Source organism: Pseudomonas sp. ICMP 460, assembly GCF_002723595.1.
GTDB lineage: Bacteria > Pseudomonadota > Gammaproteobacteria > Pseudomonadales > Pseudomonadaceae > Aquipseudomonas > Aquipseudomonas kitaguniensis.
In genome coordinates, this window is the sequence record NZ_LKBR01000088.1 from 23976 (window position 1) to 38507 (window position 14532).

A 14532-nucleotide genomic window follows, 5' to 3' on the forward strand; every position below is an offset into this window, starting at 1 on the left:
TGTGGGAGCGGGCTTGCTCGCGATGGTCGTTAACGATAACGCTGGTCCACTGACACTACGCCGCGCCCTCAGGTTCTTCGCGAGCAAGCCCGCTCCCACCTTGATCGGGTTGTTGCTGAGCTTCAGCGCGCATGCTTTTGACGTGCAGCAGTTGAGCGACCAGTTAGCCAAGCCATCGGTGATTCACGGCAGTTTCATCCAGGAAAAACACCTGCGTGCGCTGCCCCAACCCTTGGTCAGCAAAGGCACCTTCGTACTCGCCAAAGACCACGGTTTGCTGTGGCGGCTGAAAACGCCGTTGCAACAGGATTACCGCATCAGCGCCCAAGGCATCGCCCGGCGTGACGCCAATGGCTGGCAATTGCTGCCGAACAAGAGCGCCGGCGCCGAGCAGAATCGCTTGTTCCTCGCTGTGCTGCAGGGCGACAGCAGCGGCTTGCAGCGCGATTTTCAATTGCAGCTGCAAGGCGAAGCCAACCAATGGACGCTCACGCTGATACCGCGCTCGTTGCTGCTAAAACAAGTGTTCAGCCAAATCAACATCGACGGCGGCGCGCTGGTGCAAAAAGTCGAACTGCTGGAAACCCAGGGCGACAGCACCGTGCTGCGCATGCAGGACAGTACCGCAGGCCAACCGTTAAGCGACGCGGAGCAACATGACTTTGCTCAGTGAGCGCCTGCTACCGCGCCTGTTCCTGATGCTGCTGGTGGCCGTGCTGGCACTGGCCGGTTGGCAGTGGCGCCATGGCGCGCCGTTGTCGGCCAACCTGATGGAGTTGGTGCCAGGCAACACGCCGGATGCACTGGAGCAGCAAGCCGAACAGCGCATGCAGGAGCCGTTGAACCGCGAGATGCTGGTACTCGTGGGGCATGCCGAGCGCCAGCAAGCCGTGGCGGTGGCGCAACAATTGGGCGAACGCTGGCAGGCCAGCGGGCTATTTGAAAAGGTCCAGTGGAACCTGCAAGCCGACTTGCCGGCGCTGCGTGAGCAACTGCTGCGCGGGCGGTTGGCGATGCTTTCAGCCAAGGACCGCGAGCAACTGATCGAGCAGCCCGAGGCGTTTATTCAACAGCGTGTGCAGGCGCTGTTCGACCCGTTCACCGGGTTCAGCCTGGTGCCAAGCCAGGACGACTGGCTGGGCCTTACCGGGCGCATCCAGAACAGCCAGCCGCAGCATGGCTCGGTGCAGTTGGACATCGGTAGCGGCGCACTGATAGCCGAGGCCGACGGCAAGAGCTGGGTGATGCTGCGTGCGCGCACCACCGGCAATGCGTTCGACATGAAACTGCCGGTGCAAGTGGCCGACTTGCTTCAGGCCAGCCGTGCGCAAGCCAGCGAACACGGCGCGCAATTGCTCGCCGCCAGCGGTTTGCTCTACGCGGCCAATGGGCAGCAACAGGCCAGCCGCGAAATCACCTGGGTCGGCGGCGGCGCAACGTTGGGCATTCTGTTACTGCTGTTGCTGGCGTTCCGTCGCTGGCGCGTGCTGCTGGCCTTTGTGCCGGTGCTGGTGGGCATGCTGTTTGGCGCGGTGGCGTGCGTGGCGCTGTTCGGCCATATGCACGTGATGACCCTGGTGCTGGGTTCCAGCCTGATCGGCGTGGCGGTGGATTACCCGCTGCACTACCTGTCGAAAAGCTGGAGCCTGCAGCCATGGCGCAGTTGGCCGGCGTTGCGCCTCACGCTGCCGGGCCTGAGCCTGAGCCTGGCGACCAGTTGCATCGGCTACCTGGCGCTGGCCTGGACGCCTTTTCCGGCCTTGACGCAAATCGCGGTGTTCTCCGCCGCTGGTCTGCTCGGCGCTTACTTGTCTGCAGTGTGCCTGTTGCCCGCGCTGCTCAAGGGCGTTGAACTGCGCCCCGCGCAATGGCCGCTGCGCATCGCCGAAGGCCTGTGGCAGTTGCGTGCCGGGTTGATCAAACGCGTGCCAAGCGCGGTGCTGCTGGTGTGGGTGCTGCTGTTTTGCGCCGGTGGCCTGTGGCAGTTGAACAGCAAAAACGATATTCGCCAATGGATCGGCGCGCCGCCGCAGTTGCTGCAAGAGGCGCAAGCCGTGGCGCGCATCACCGGCTTCCAGCCCACCAGCCAATTCTTTTTGGTGCGCGCGGACAATCAACAACAGTTGCTGGAACGCCAGGCTGCGCTGGGCCAGCGCCTGGACCAACTGGTCAACATGAACAAGCTGCAGGGCTATTTGGCGCTCAACCAACTGGTCAGTTTGCCCGCCGAGCAACAACAACTGCGCGATGCACTGAGCAGGCTGGCGCCATTCTGGCAGCCGCTGGTCGACCTCGGCGTGCCCGCCAGCGCCTTGCAGGCCGAAGTAGCGCAACTGCAAGCGCTGCCCACCGAAGACATCGACGCCTCGCTGATCGGCCCATTGGCCGAACCCTGGCGCACGCTGTGGCTGGGCCAGGTGGACGGCGGCGTGGCGGCGATGGTCAGCCTGCAAGGCTTGAACAGCCCGGCGTTGCTGCGGGTGCAGGCGCTGGATTTACCCGGCGTGCAGTTGGTGGATCGCCTCGGCGATTTGAACCGGGTGTTCGCCGACACGCAGATCAGCGCGGCTGAATTGAAGTTGATGTCGTGCGTGCTGATCGTGCTGTTGCTGATACTGCCGTTCGGTGTCGGCGGTGCCTTGCGCATCGTCGCCCTGCCGCTGCTCGCGGCACTCTGCAGCTTGGCCAGCCTGGGTTGGCTAGGCCAGCCGCTGACCCTGTTCAGCCTGTTCGGCCTGCTGTTGGTCACGGCGATCAGCGTCGACTATGCGATTTTGATGCGCGAGCAAATCGGCGGCCCTGCCGTGAGTCTTTTAGGTACGCTGTTGGCGGCGCTGACGACCTGGTTGTCGTTTGGCCTGCTGGCGGTGTCGAGTACACCGGCCGTGAGTAATTTCGGCCTGTCGGTCAGCCTGGGCCTGGCGTTCAGCTTTATGCTGGCGCCTTGGGCCGGCCATCAGAAGCACGCCTTATGAATGTGAATATCGCCAAAGTGGCAAGGAGCCTTCGTGCCCACAGTTGAAATGGAACGTCGCCAGGTAGTAGTGATCGGTGCAGGGCCATCCGGCGCTATCGCCGCCGCGCTGCTAAAGCGCAACGGGCATGATGTATTGATCATCGAGCGTGAGCATTTCCCTCGTTTCTCGATTGGCGAGAGCCTGCTGTCGCACTGCATCGACTTTATCGAAGAAGCCGGCATGCTCGACGCCGTGCAGGCGGCGGGTTTTCAGGTGAAAACCGGCGCCGCGTTCGCGTGGGGCGAGCGTTACAGCGCGTTTGATTTTGGTGACACGTTCAGCAACGGCAAGCCCATCACCTACCAGGTACAGCGCGGCGCGTTCGACAAGTTGCTGGCCGATCAGGCGGCGCTGCAAGGCGTGGAGATTCGCTACGGTGAAAGCGTTGTCGGCGTGGACATGGCAGGCAAGTGCCGCTACTTGCACGTGCGCCGCGAAAACGGCAGCGAGTATCACCTCAAAGCCGCCTTCGTGCTCGACGCCAGCGGCTACGGCCGCGTGCTCCCGCGCCTGCTGGACCTGGAAGCACCGTCGAATTTCCCGGTGCGCCAAGCGGTGTTTACCCACGTTGAAGACCGTATCGAACACCCAGGCTTCGACCGCAGCAAGATCCTCATCACCACGCACCCGACCCATCGCGACATCTGGTTCTGGACCATCCCGTTCAGCAACGGCCGTTGCTCGGTGGGCGTGGTCGCCGCCAAGCAGCATTTCGAAGGCCGCGACGCAGACCTGGACGCCTGCCTGCGCGGTTTTATCGCCGAAACCCCAAGCCTTGCGCGCGTGCTGCAACACGCCGTGTGGGATACGCCGGCGCGCACGCTCAGCGGCTACTCGGCCAACGTCAAAACCCTGCACGGCCCAAGCTTTGCGTTGCTGGGCAATGCGGCGGAATTTCTCGACCCGGTATTTTCCTCCGGCGTGACCATCGCCATGCGTTCGGCGAGCATGGCCGCAGGCCTGCTGCATCGCCAACTCATGGGCGAAACGGTGGACTGGCAACGCGAGTTTGCCGAGCCGTTGAAGCGCGGTGTCGACACCTTCCGCTGCTACGTCGAAGGCTGGTACGCGGGGACGTTCCAGGATGTGATTTTTCACCCTGGCAGCTCCAACGACATTCGCCGGATGATCAGCGCAATCCTCGCAGGCTACGCGTGGGATCAGCGCAACCCGTTTGTCAGCGAGCCCAAGCGGCGCTTGCGGGTGTTGTCGGAGATTTGTGCAGGGGATGCCGCGTGAGCAGCCAATACCTGAGCAAAAACTACGTGGAAGAAACCCGCTTCGGCCTGTGGTTCCTGCGTAGCCACACCTGGCAGCACCGTGTGTTGCGCGTGGCGATCAACGACCTGCACGGTTTGTTCAGCGAGCCGTTGCCCGTGGCGCCGGTGTTGCTCGACGCCGGTTGCGGTCAGGGCAAATCGTTCAAGCTGTTGCAGCAAGTGTTCGCGCCGCAGCGCCTGATTGGCCTGGATGCCGACCCTCACAGCCTGGCACTGAGCAAGGCTGAAGCCGCGCGCCAGGGCTTGGCCGTCGAGCTGGTCGGCAGCGACTGTGCGACCCTGGAGGTGCCGGACGCGAGCGTCGACATTTTGTTCTGCCATCAGACCTTTCACCATCTGGTAGAACAGCATCGCGCACTCCAGGAGTTTTACCGGGTGCTCAAGCCGGGCGGCTATTTGCTGTTTGCCGAGTCCACCGAAGCGTATATCGACACGTGGGTGATTCGCTGGCTGTTCCGCCACCCGATGCACGTACAAAAAAGCGCTGAAGAATACTTGGACATGCTGCGCGAGCAGGGCTTTGAATTCGGCCCGCAAAACGTCTCGTACCCGTATTTGTGGTGGAGCCGCACCGGCGATTTCGGCCTGCTCGAACGCTTGGGCCTGCGCAAGCCGCCGCCGGTGGGCCAGCGTGAAGAAACCCTGGTGAACTGCGTGGCGCGTAAACCTTTAACGAGCGCCGCTACATGATCCGCCTGTTCTTGATGGGCTGCCTATTGCTGCTGAGCGCCTGCGCCAGCCAGCCACCGCTGCCCGAGAAAAACCCGGCGCTGGCCTTGCCGATGCAATTGCATGTGCAACGCAAGGAAGGCGGGCAAAGCCAGGATTGGCTGCTGGTGATTCAGCGCGAAGGCGCCGCCCTTCGCTGGTCGATGATGGACCCGCTGGGCATTCCTCTGGCCCGGCAAAAGCTGGTCAATGGCCAGTGGCAGGCCGATGGCTTGCTGCCGCCCAATCCGCAGGCGCGCGAGCTGTTTGCCGCCTTGCTGTTTGCCTTGACCTCAGCGGATGAGCTGCGCGCGCTTTACCCGAGCGCCCAGGCGATGGACCTCACGCGCACGTTGCCGGGGCATTGGCAAATTGTGTATCAGTCGTCGCAGGTGTTCAGCGTGAACATCAGCGGTCAGCCGTTGAGCTACCGCGTCACGCCGCTGGGGGTTGAGCGATGACGGTCTACCTGAATGCACTCGGCGTGATCTGCGCCCTCGGCCGTGGCCAGGCCGAGGTCAGCCGCAGCCTGTTCGCCGGTGACTGTTCGGGCATGCGCGCCGAGAGCGGCTGGGTGCCTGAGCGCGTGGTGCCGGTGGCCGGCGTGCATGGCGCACTGGCGAGCCTGCCGGTGCAACTGAACCAGCACAGCAGCCGCAACAATCAGTTGCTGCTGGAAGCGGCGCTGCAGATCGAAGATGAGATCCGCCAAGCGATCCACACCTATGGCGCCTCACGCGTGGCCGTTGTGTTGGGCACCAGCACCTCGGGCATCGACGAAGCCAGCCGTGGCATCGCGCGTTACCTGCGCGACCAGCAGTTCCCCGGCGACTACGACTACCAGCAACAGGAGCTCAGCGCCCCGGCAAATTTTCTCGCCGAGTGGCTGCAATTAAGCGGCCCGGCTTACGTTATTTCCACCGCCTGCACCTCCAGCGCCCGCGCCTTGATGAGTGCCCAGCGCCTGCTCGACCTTGGCGTGTGCGATGCGGTGATCTGCGGCGGCGTGGACAGCCTGTGCAAACTGACGCTTAACGGGTTTGCCGCGCTGGAAGCGGTGTCGAACCAACGCTGCAACCCGTTTTCAGTGAACCGCAATGGCATCAACATCGGCGAAGCGGCCGTGCTGTTCGTGATGAGCCGGCAAACCGCACCCATCGCCTTGCTGGGCAGCGGCGCGAGCTGCGACGCGCACCATATTTCGGCGCCCGAACCCACCGGCAAAGGTGCGTTGCAGGCGATGCGCAAGGCCTTGGCCAGCGCCAAACGGCTGCCCGAGCAGCTCGGTTACCTGAACCTGCACGGCACCGCGACCCACCACAACGACGCGATGGAAAGCCTGGCCGTGGCCAGCGTGTTCCCCAACGGCGTGGCGTGCTCATCGACCAAGCCCATGAGCGGCCACACACTCGGCGCTGCGGGAGCATTGGAAGCCGCGTTCTGCTGGCTGAGCCTGGCCCACGGCGTGATCCCGCCGCACGTGTGGGACGGCCAGGCCGACCCGGCGCTGCCGGGGTTACAGTGGGCGCACGCTGGCGACACTTTGAAAAAACGCTGCCTGATGAGCAACTCGTTTGCCTTCGGCGGCAACAACGTCAGCCTGATTATTGCAGAGGCCCCATGATCACTTGGCCACTCGCCGAACTGCTGCCCCACGCGGGCGACATGATCCTGATCGACCAGGTGCTGTCGTTCGATGAAGAGCAGGTTCACACCCGCGCCACCGTCACGCCCGGTGGCCTGTTCAACCGGCCCGACGGCAGCCTGCCCGCCTGGGTCGGTATCGAGCTGATGGCGCAGAGCGTGGCCGCGTATGCCGGTTGCCACGCGCGCCAAAAAGGCCAGGCGGCGGAACTCGGTTTCCTGCTGGGCACGCGCAAGTTTGTGTGCAACGTTGAGCACTTCCCCGCAGGCGCCGAGCTGCACATCCACGGTCTGCGCTCGCTGGAGGACGACAACGGCATGGGTGTGTTCGAATGCCACCTCACCGGCGTGGGTATCCAGGCCAGCGCGCGCCTGAACGTATTTCGACCGCCGCAGGCGACCCACTATTTAGCTGAATTGAAGGACCAAACGCCATGACTGAATCCGTACTGGTGACCGGCTCCAGCCGTGGCATCGGCCGCGCCATTGCCCTGCGCCTGGCGCAGGCCGGGCATGACATCGTGCTGCATTGCCGCAGTGGCCGGGTTGAAGCCGACGCGGTGCAGGCCGAGGTCGAGGCCTTGGGCCGCAAGGCGCGCGTGCTGCAATTTGATGTGGCAGACCGCGCCAGTTGCAAAGCCATCCTGGAGGCCGATGTGGAACAGCACGGCGCCTATTACGGCGTGGTCTTGAACGCTGGTCTGACCCGCGACGGCGCATTCCCGGCCTTGTCGGAAGACGATTGGGACGTGGTGATGCGCACTAACCTCGACGGCTTCTACAACGTGCTGCACCCGGTAATGATGCCGATGATTCGTCGGCGCGCCGCTGGCCGTATCGTCTGCATCACCTCGGTTTCCGGGTTGATCGGCAACCGTGGGCAGGTCAATTACAGCGCCTCGAAAGCTGGCCTGATCGGCGCGGCCAAGGCGCTGGCCATCGAGCTGGGCAAGCGCAAGATCACCGTCAACTGCGTCGCTCCCGGCTTGATCGACACCGCAATGCTGGATGAAAACGTGCCGGTCGAAGAACTGATGAAGATGATCCCGGCGCAACGCATGGGCACCCCGGAAGAAGTCGCCGGCGCGGTGAACTTTCTGATGTCGGCCGAAGCCAGCTACATCACGCGCCAGGTGTTGGCCGTGAATGGAGGCCTGTGCTGATGAAGCGCGTTGTAGTCACCGGCATGGCCGGCATGACCTCGTTGGGCAGCGATTGGGAGACCATCGCCGCCAACTTTCGCGCCAACCGCAGCGGCATTCGGCGCATGGACGAGTGGGACCGCTTCATCGAATTGAACACACGCCTGGCCGGGCCAATCGACGACTTTGTGGTGCCCGCGCACTGGACGCGCAAGCAACTGCGCAGCATGGGCCGCGTCTCACGCCTGGCGGTGTGGGCGGCGGAGCAAGCGTTGCAGGATGCCGGGTTGCTCGGCGATGAATCGATCAAGGACGGGCGCATGGGCGTGGCCTGCGGCTCGTCCACCGGCAGCACCGACGAGATCAAGGCGTTCGGCAATATGCTGTTGAACTCGGTGGCCGAGGGCCTGAATGCCAACTCCTACGTGCGCATGATGCCGCACACCACGGCAGCGAATATCAGCATCTTTTTCGGCCTCACCGGGCGGCTGATTCCCACGTCCAGCGCCTGCACCAGCGGCAGCCAGGGCATTGGTTATGCCTACGAGGCGATCAAGTTCGGCCGTTTGCCGTTGATGCTCGCAGGCGGCGCCGAAGAGCTGTGCCCCACCGAAGCCATGGTGTTCGATGCGCTGTACGCCACCAGCCTGAAAAACGACGCGCCGCAAACCAGCCCGCGCCCTTACGACAGCGGCCGTGACGGCTTGGTGATCGGCGAAGGCGGCGGCATGCTGGTGCTCGAAGAACTCGAACACGCGTTGGCCCGCGGTGCGCACATCCACGCCGAGCTGGTGGGTTTTGGCAGCAACGCCGACGGCCAGCACACCACGCGCCCGGAACAGAAAACCATGCGCCGCGCGATGGAGCTGGCGCTGGAAGACGCCGGGCTTGAACCCGGCGCCATCGGCTACGTCAACGGCCATGGCACCGCCACCGATCAAGGTGACACCGCCGAAACGCTGGCCACCCACAGCCTGTTCGGCAGCCGCATGCCGATCAGCTCGCAAAAAAGTTTCCTCGGCCACACCTTGGGCGCCTGTGGCGCGCTGGAGTCGTGGTTCAGCATCGAAATGATGAACCGCGACCAATACGTGCACACCTTCAACCTCGATTGCGTCGACCCGCACTGCGGCGAGCTGGATTACCTGCAAGGCGGGTTTCGCGAGATGCACAACGACTACGTGATGAACAACAACTTTGCCTTTGGCGGCGTCAACACCTCGCTGATCTTCCGCCGCTGGCGCTGAGGTATTAACCGACGGGCTACTTCATCAGCTACCGCGACAGCCTGACCGCACTGCGCAGCAATGGCACGAATGAGTGGGTTGAGCGAACAGGCACCGCGAAGCAAAACTGAGAATCGCAGTGAGTCGGAAACGACAAAGGGCGCCTTTCGGCGCCCTCTTCACAAACAGGTTGGCTTGTCATCGCCACCTCCTGCCTGGATCTGCGATGGCTGGTTAGCCAGGATCCTCAGAGTCTCACAAGTCCCTTTCGGGAACTGGGCGAGTATGCCTGAAAACAGACCGCCTGCAATCGGTGGCAAAGCGCCGCTTATTTGTTCTACATACACAATAAACTGTGGCGAGCGGGCTTGCTCGCTCGCCACAGAAGCCCGCCTGATCGCCGGGTTTTACTGAGTGGATTTGCGCGTCAACAGGTCCACAAACGCTTTGGCCATCGGCGTTTGCGCGCCTTTGCGCTGCACCAGCCATACCGACGTTACCGCCTCCTGGTCGAGCAAGGTGCGATACACCACGCCATCAATGCGTATGCGCTGGTAAGACGCCGGCAACACCGACACGCCCAAACCCGCTGCCACCAGCCCGATAATCGTCATGGCCTCGCCAGCTTCCTGGGCGAAGTGCGGGCTGAAGCCGGCGTCACGTGCCAGGTTGATAAGCTGTGCGTACAGGCCGCTGCCGTAGCTGCGCGGGAAAAATACAAACGGCTCCTCAGCCAGTTGCGCCAGGTGCAAGCCGCGCTCACTGCCCGCCACCAACGGGTGACCGGCGCTGAGTACCGCGACCAAAGGCTCGCGCATCAGCTCAACCACGCTCAGTGAATCCGGCAATGGCAGCGGGCGCATCAAGCCGACTTGAATCGACTCATCCACCAGCGACTCGGCGACTTCCGTGCTGCTCATCTCTTGCAGGTTCAGGTGCACCGCCGGGAACGCCTGGCGAAACGCGAAGATCGCCTGCGGAATGCTCGCGTTGAACGGCGCCGACGAGGTGAAGCCGATCTTCAATTCGCCCAGCTCGCCCAACTGCGCGCGACGCGCCACGTCCGCCGCTTTATCGACTTGAGCCAGCACCAGCCGTGCCTCTTGCAGGAACAGTCGCCCGGCTTCGCTCAACTCAACCCGACGATTGGTGCGCTCAAATAACCGCGCACCCACTTCCCGTTCCAGCGCTTGAATCTGCTGGCTCAACGGCGGTTGCGAGATGCCCAGCACCTGCGCGGCGCGACCGAAATGCAGTTCTTCGGCGACGGCAATGAAGTACCGCAGGTGACGTAATTCCATGCAAACTCCATCAGGTCGTAAAAGCTCTCAAACAGGTCGAACAATATATTGGAAAGAATCATTAGGCAGCTATATTCTTTTTCCATTGCCAGTCCTGGCAGGCTTTCCCTCCCCGAGGTCCTTGTGAAATCTGCTGTCGCGCCCTTTGCTCAAGAAGTCCCGCCTTCCGCCCTGGATGAGGTGGTGGCCCAGCTCAACGAGGAGTACATCGAAAAAGGCACACCGATGTTCATGCGCACAGTACTGGCGCTGTTCTCCGGTGGTTTCGCCACCTTTGCCCTGCTGTATTGCGTGCAGCCGATGATGCCGGCGCTGTCCCATGAGTTTTCCATCAATGCCGCGCAAAGCAGCCTGATCCTGTCGGTGGCGACAGCCATGCTCGCGCTGGGTTTGCTGATCACCGGGCCGGTTTCCGACACACTCGGGCGCAAACCGGTGATGGTTGCGGCGCTGTTCTGCGCGGCGCTGGCGACTATCGCCAGCGGCTTGATGCCGACATGGGAAGGGATTCTGCTGATGCGCGCGCTGGTCGGCCTGTCTTTAAGCGGCTTGGCCGCCGTGGCGATGACTTACCTGAGCGAAGAGATTCATCCGCAACATATTGGCCTGGCCATGGGCCTGTACATCGGCGGCAATGCGATTGGCGGCATGAGCGGGCGCTTGATCATGGGCGTGCTGATCGACTTTGTCAGTTGGCACACCGCGACGCTGATCATCGGCGCCCTGGCACTGATCGCGGCCACGGTGTTCTGGAAAATCCTCCCCGAATCGCGCAACTTCCGCGCCAGCAGCCTCAAGCCACGCAGCCTGGTGGAAGGTTTCGTGATGCACTTCAAGGACGCAGGCCTGCCGTGGTTGTTCCTCGAAGCGTTTCTGTTGATGGGCGCGTTCGTCACGCTGTTCAACTACATCGGCTATCGCCTGCTGGCCTCGCCCTATGAGCTGAGCCAAGCGGTGGTCGGCCTGCTCTCGCTGGTGTACCTGTCGGGCATCTACAGCTCGGCGAAAATCGGCTCGCTGGCCGACCGCCTCGGCCGCCGCCGCGTACTCTGGGCCACCATCGTGTTGATGCTCGCAGGCATCGCCCTGACGCTGTTCAGCCCGCTGTGGCTGGTGGTGCCCGGCATGCTGATCTTCACCTTTGGCTTCTTCGCCGCCCACTCGGTTGCCAGCAGCTGGATCGGCCGCCGCGCGCTGAAAGCCAAAGGGCAGGCCTCATCGTTGTACCTGTTCTGCTACTACGCGGGGTCGAGCATTGCCGGTACAGCGGGCGGGTTCTTCTGGCACTTTGCCGGCTGGAACGGAATTGGCGGGTTTATCGTGGCGCTGTTGATCGGTGCGCTGCTGGTGGCGTTGAAGCTGGCGAAGTTGGCGCCTCTGAGGAATGTGCAGGCCTAAGGCTTTCTGGGTTTAAATGTGTATTTGCCCATGAAAAAGCCCGGCATCAAGCCGGGCTTTTTTATTACTCGTGATACTGCGCCGACAGCTCATGCACCGCGCGCAGGAACGCGCCGGCATGCTCCGGGTTCACTTCTGGCGTGATGCCGTGGCCGAGGTTGAATACGTGGCCGCTGCCTTTGCCGTAGCTTTGGAGAATACGCCCGACTTCGCTGCGGATCGCTTCCGGCTTGGCGTAGAGCACGGTCGGGTCCATGTTGCCTTGCAACGCGACCTGGTTGCCGACGCGGCGTCGGGCTTCGCCGATGTCGCAGGTCCAGTCCAGGCCGAGCGCGTCAGCACCGGCGTCGGCGATGCTTTCCAGCCACAGGCCGCCGCCTTTGGTGAACAGGATCACCGGCACTTTGCGGCCTTCGTGTTCGCGGATCAGGCCGCTGACGATTTTGCGCATGTAAGCCAGGGAGAACTCCTGGTACGCCGCCGCCGACAGGTTGCCGCCCCACGTGTCGAAAATCTGCACCGCTTGCGCGCCGGCCATGATCTGGCCGTTGAGGTAGCTGGTGACCGACTGCGCCAGCTTGTCCAGCAGCAGGTGCATGGCTTGCGGGTTGTCGTAGAGCATGGCCTTGGTTTTGCGGAAGTCTTTCGACGAGCCGCCTTCGACCATGTAGGTGGCCAGCGTCCATGGGCTGCCGGAGAAGCCGATCAGCGGCACGCGGCCGTTCAGTTCGCGACGGATGGTGCTGACGGCGTCCATCACGTAGCCGAGGTCTTTGTGCGGGTCGGGGATCGGCAGGGCTTCGATATCGGCCAGGGTGCTGACGACCTTCCTGAAACGCGGGCCTTCGCCGGTCTCGAAGTACAGGCCTTGGCCCATGGCGTCAGGGATGGTGAGAATATCGGAGAACAGAATGGCCGCGTCCAGTTGTGGATAGCGGTCCAGCGGCTGCATCGTGACTTCGCAGGCGAACGCAGGGTTCATGCACAGGCTCATGAAGTCGCCGGCATGGGCGCGACTGGCGCGGTATTCCGGCAGGTAGCGACCGGCTTGACGCATCATCCACACGGGCGTGACGTCTACGGGTTGCTTGAGCAGGGCACGAAGGAAACGGTCGTTCTTGAGGGCAGTCATGTCGGCATCCGCAAAAAAAGTGCGGGCATTTTCTCAGAGCGCGAGGCAAAAGGCACGGTATGCGCCGTGCCTTTTGTCTATCGGGTCGATTTGTCGCATAAAAGCAGCGCCAAGCTGCAAGCTGCAAGCATCGAGGCTTCTAGCTTGCAGCTAATTGCTTGAAGCTTACTGCTGGCGTCGTCAGACGCCCAGGTAATCGAGGATGCCTTCGGCGGCATTGCGGCCTTCGAAGATCGCCGTCACTACCAGGTCCGACCCGCGCACCATATCGCCACCGGCGAAGATTTTCGGGTTGCTGGTCTGGTGCTTGAACTGACCTTGTTCCGGGGCAACGACGCGGCCCTGGCTGTCGGTCTGGATCTCGAACTGCCCGAACCACGGCGCCGGGCTTGGGCGGAAACCGAAAGCGATGACCACGGCGTCGGCCGGGATGATCTCTTCGGAACCCGGAATCGGCTCAGGGCTGCGGCGGCCACGCGCGTCCGGCTCGCCGAGACGCGTCTCGACCACCTTCACGCCTTCGACGCGGTCTTCACCGACGATAGCGATCGGCTGGCGGTTGTAGAGGAATCGCACGCCTTCTTCCTTGGCATTTTTTACCTCTTTGCGCGAGCCCGGCATGTTGGCTTCGTCACGACGATACGCACAGATCACCGACTTGGCGCCCTGGCGAATCGAGGTACGGTTGCAGTCCATCGCGGTGTCACCACCGCCCAGCACCACGACCTTTTTACCCTTCATGTCGACGAAATCTTCCGGAGCCTTTTCAAAGCCCAGGTTGCGGTTGACGTTGGCGATCAGGTAGTCGAGCGCGTCATACACGCCCGGCAAATCCTCACCGGCAAAGCCGCCCTTCATGTAGGTGTAGGTGCCCATGCCCATGAACACGGCATCGTATTCGGCGAGCAGTTGCTCCATGGTCACGTCTTTGCCGATCTCGGTGTTCAGGCGGAACTCGATGCCCATGCCGGTGAACACTTCACGACGGTTGCTCAGTACGGTTTTTTCCAGCTTGAACTCGGGGATGCCGAAGGTCAGCAAGCCGCCGATTTCCGGGTTCTTGTCGAACACCACCGGGGTCACGCCGCCGCGCACCAGCACGTCGGCACAGCCCAAACCCGCCGGGCCTGCGCCAATGATCGCGACGCGTTTGCCGGTCGGCTTGACCTTGGACATGTCCGGGCGCCAGCCCATGGCGAACGCGGTGTCGGTGATGTACTTCTCCACCGAGCCGATAGTCACTGCGCCAAAACCGTCATTGAGCGTGCAAGCGCCCTCACACAGACGGTCCTGTGGGCAAACGCGGCCGCACACTTCCGGCAGGGTGTTGGTTTGGTGCGACAGCTCGGCGGCGGCGAGGATGTTGCCCTCGGCCACCAGTTTCAGCCAATTGGGAATGAAGTTGTGCACCGGGCACTTCCATTCGCAATACGGGTTGCCGCACCCCAGGCAGCGGTGGGCCTGGTCGGCCGAGTGCTGGGGTTTGAAGGGTTCGTAGATTTCCACGAACTCTTTTTTGCGTTGACGCAACAGCTTCTTCTTCGGATCTTTGCGCCCGACATCGATGAATTGGAAGTCGTTATTGAGACGTTCGCCCATCTTCAAAACCTCTTACACGACAGCTCCAAGCGGCAAGCTTGAAGCTGCAAGAAAATCACATTAACCGGCACACCGCGCACTGCAT

General features: G+C 62.5%; 13 protein-coding genes. 10 read left to right on the plus strand and 3 right to left on the minus strand.

Annotated features, from left to right (window positions below; translation table 11 throughout):
- Positions 1-22 precede the first annotated feature (22 nt).
- The 9 genes from AO240_RS27365 to AO240_RS27405 are packed head-to-tail and all read left to right on the plus strand — an operon-like array spanning position 23 to position 9038.
- Entirely contained in the window at positions 23-673 is a 651-nt protein-coding gene (locus tag AO240_RS27365) for an outer membrane lipoprotein carrier protein LolA (protein ID WP_099240847.1), read from the plus strand.
- Positions 657-2975, plus strand: a complete 2319-nt coding sequence (locus AO240_RS27370) for an MMPL family transporter (RefSeq protein WP_099240849.1) — start codon at positions 657-659, stop codon at positions 2973-2975. The genes AO240_RS27365 and AO240_RS27370 overlap by 17 nt, the downstream gene beginning before the upstream one ends.
- Before the next feature lie 33 nt (positions 2976-3008).
- Positions 3009-4256, plus strand: coding sequence for an NAD(P)/FAD-dependent oxidoreductase (locus AO240_RS27375; protein ID WP_099240852.1), 1248 nt, complete (start codon positions 3009-3011; stop codon positions 4254-4256).
- Complete coding sequence (locus AO240_RS27380) at positions 4253-4987, plus strand: class I SAM-dependent methyltransferase (protein WP_099240854.1); 735 nt, start codon at positions 4253-4255, stop codon at positions 4985-4987. Before AO240_RS27375 ends, AO240_RS27380 begins: the two co-directional genes overlap by 4 nt.
- Positions 4984-5466 carry a DUF3261 domain-containing protein gene (locus AO240_RS27385; protein WP_099240856.1) on the plus strand — a complete coding sequence of 161 codons (483 nt, stop codon included), beginning with the start codon at positions 4984-4986 and terminating at the stop codon, positions 5464-5466. Before AO240_RS27380 ends, AO240_RS27385 begins: the two co-directional genes overlap by 4 nt.
- Entirely contained in the window at positions 5463-6629 is a 1167-nt protein-coding gene (locus tag AO240_RS27390; protein ID WP_099240858.1) for a beta-ketoacyl-[acyl-carrier-protein] synthase family protein, read from the plus strand. Before AO240_RS27385 ends, AO240_RS27390 begins: the two co-directional genes overlap by 4 nt.
- On the plus strand, positions 6626-7087 hold the full coding sequence (locus AO240_RS27395) for a hotdog family protein (RefSeq protein ID WP_099240860.1): 462 nt from the start codon (positions 6626-6628) through the stop codon (positions 7085-7087). Before AO240_RS27390 ends, AO240_RS27395 begins: the two co-directional genes overlap by 4 nt.
- The gene (gene fabG / locus AO240_RS27400) at positions 7084-7812 is read left to right on the plus strand and encodes a 3-oxoacyl-ACP reductase FabG (protein WP_099240862.1); all 729 of its coding nucleotides are present in this window, start codon (positions 7084-7086) and stop codon (positions 7810-7812) included. The genes AO240_RS27395 and fabG overlap by 4 nt, the downstream gene beginning before the upstream one ends.
- Positions 7812-9038 (plus strand): beta-ketoacyl-ACP synthase, encoded by a 1227-nt coding sequence (locus tag AO240_RS27405; RefSeq protein ID WP_099240864.1) that lies wholly within the window; start codon positions 7812-7814, stop codon positions 9036-9038. The genes fabG and AO240_RS27405 overlap by 1 nt, the downstream gene beginning before the upstream one ends.
- Positions 9039-9424: 386 nt before the next feature.
- Here the strand turns inward: AO240_RS27405 and AO240_RS27410 are convergent, their stop codons facing one another.
- Positions 9425-10318, minus strand: a complete 894-nt coding sequence (locus AO240_RS27410) for a LysR family transcriptional regulator (protein ID WP_099240866.1) — start codon at positions 10316-10318, stop codon at positions 9425-9427.
- Between the two features lie 171 nt (positions 10319-10489).
- Here AO240_RS27410 and AO240_RS27415 point away from each other — a divergent pair, with 171 nt between their 5' ends.
- The gene (locus tag AO240_RS27415; RefSeq protein WP_371918682.1) at positions 10490-11716 is read left to right on the plus strand and encodes an MFS transporter; all 1227 of its coding nucleotides are present in this window, start codon (positions 10490-10492) and stop codon (positions 11714-11716) included.
- A gap of 64 nt (positions 11717-11780) precedes the next feature.
- Here AO240_RS27415 and hemE read toward each other — a convergent pair whose 3' ends face one another.
- A complete protein-coding gene (hemE, locus tag AO240_RS27420; protein ID WP_058411818.1) occupies positions 11781-12848 on the minus strand; it encodes a uroporphyrinogen decarboxylase in 1068 nt (355 codons plus the stop codon).
- Between the two features lie 180 nt (positions 12849-13028).
- The gene (locus AO240_RS27425; protein ID WP_099240870.1) at positions 13029-14447 is read right to left on the minus strand and encodes an FAD-dependent oxidoreductase; all 1419 of its coding nucleotides are present in this window, start codon (positions 14445-14447) and stop codon (positions 13029-13031) included.
- Between the last annotated feature and the right edge of the window lie 85 nt (positions 14448-14532).

Excerpts from the sequence above, each read along its gene's own strand:
- AO240_RS27365 (WP_099240847.1), top strand. The coding sequence starts at position 23 with ATGGTCGTTAACGATAACGCTGGTCCACTGACACTACGCCGCGCCCTC.
- AO240_RS27390 (WP_099240858.1), top strand. The coding sequence starts at position 5,463 with ATGACGGTCTACCTGAATGCACTCGGCGTGATCTGCGCCCTCGGCCGT.
- fabG (WP_099240862.1), top strand. The coding sequence starts at position 7,084 with ATGACTGAATCCGTACTGGTGACCGGCTCCAGCCGTGGCATCGGCCGC.
- AO240_RS27370 (WP_099240849.1), top strand. The coding sequence starts at position 657 with ATGACTTTGCTCAGTGAGCGCCTGCTACCGCGCCTGTTCCTGATGCTG.
- AO240_RS27410 (WP_099240866.1), bottom strand. The coding sequence starts at position 10,318 with ATGGAATTACGTCACCTGCGGTACTTCATTGCCGTCGCCGAAGAACTG.
- AO240_RS27395 (WP_099240860.1), top strand. The coding sequence starts at position 6,626 with ATGATCACTTGGCCACTCGCCGAACTGCTGCCCCACGCGGGCGACATG.
- AO240_RS27425 (WP_099240870.1), bottom strand. The coding sequence starts at position 14,447 with ATGGGCGAACGTCTCAATAACGACTTCCAATTCATCGATGTCGGGCGC.
- hemE (WP_058411818.1), bottom strand. The coding sequence starts at position 12,848 with ATGACTGCCCTCAAGAACGACCGTTTCCTTCGTGCCCTGCTCAAGCAA.
- AO240_RS27385 (WP_099240856.1), top strand. The coding sequence starts at position 4,984 with ATGATCCGCCTGTTCTTGATGGGCTGCCTATTGCTGCTGAGCGCCTGC.
- AO240_RS27405 (WP_099240864.1), top strand. The coding sequence starts at position 7,812 with ATGAAGCGCGTTGTAGTCACCGGCATGGCCGGCATGACCTCGTTGGGC.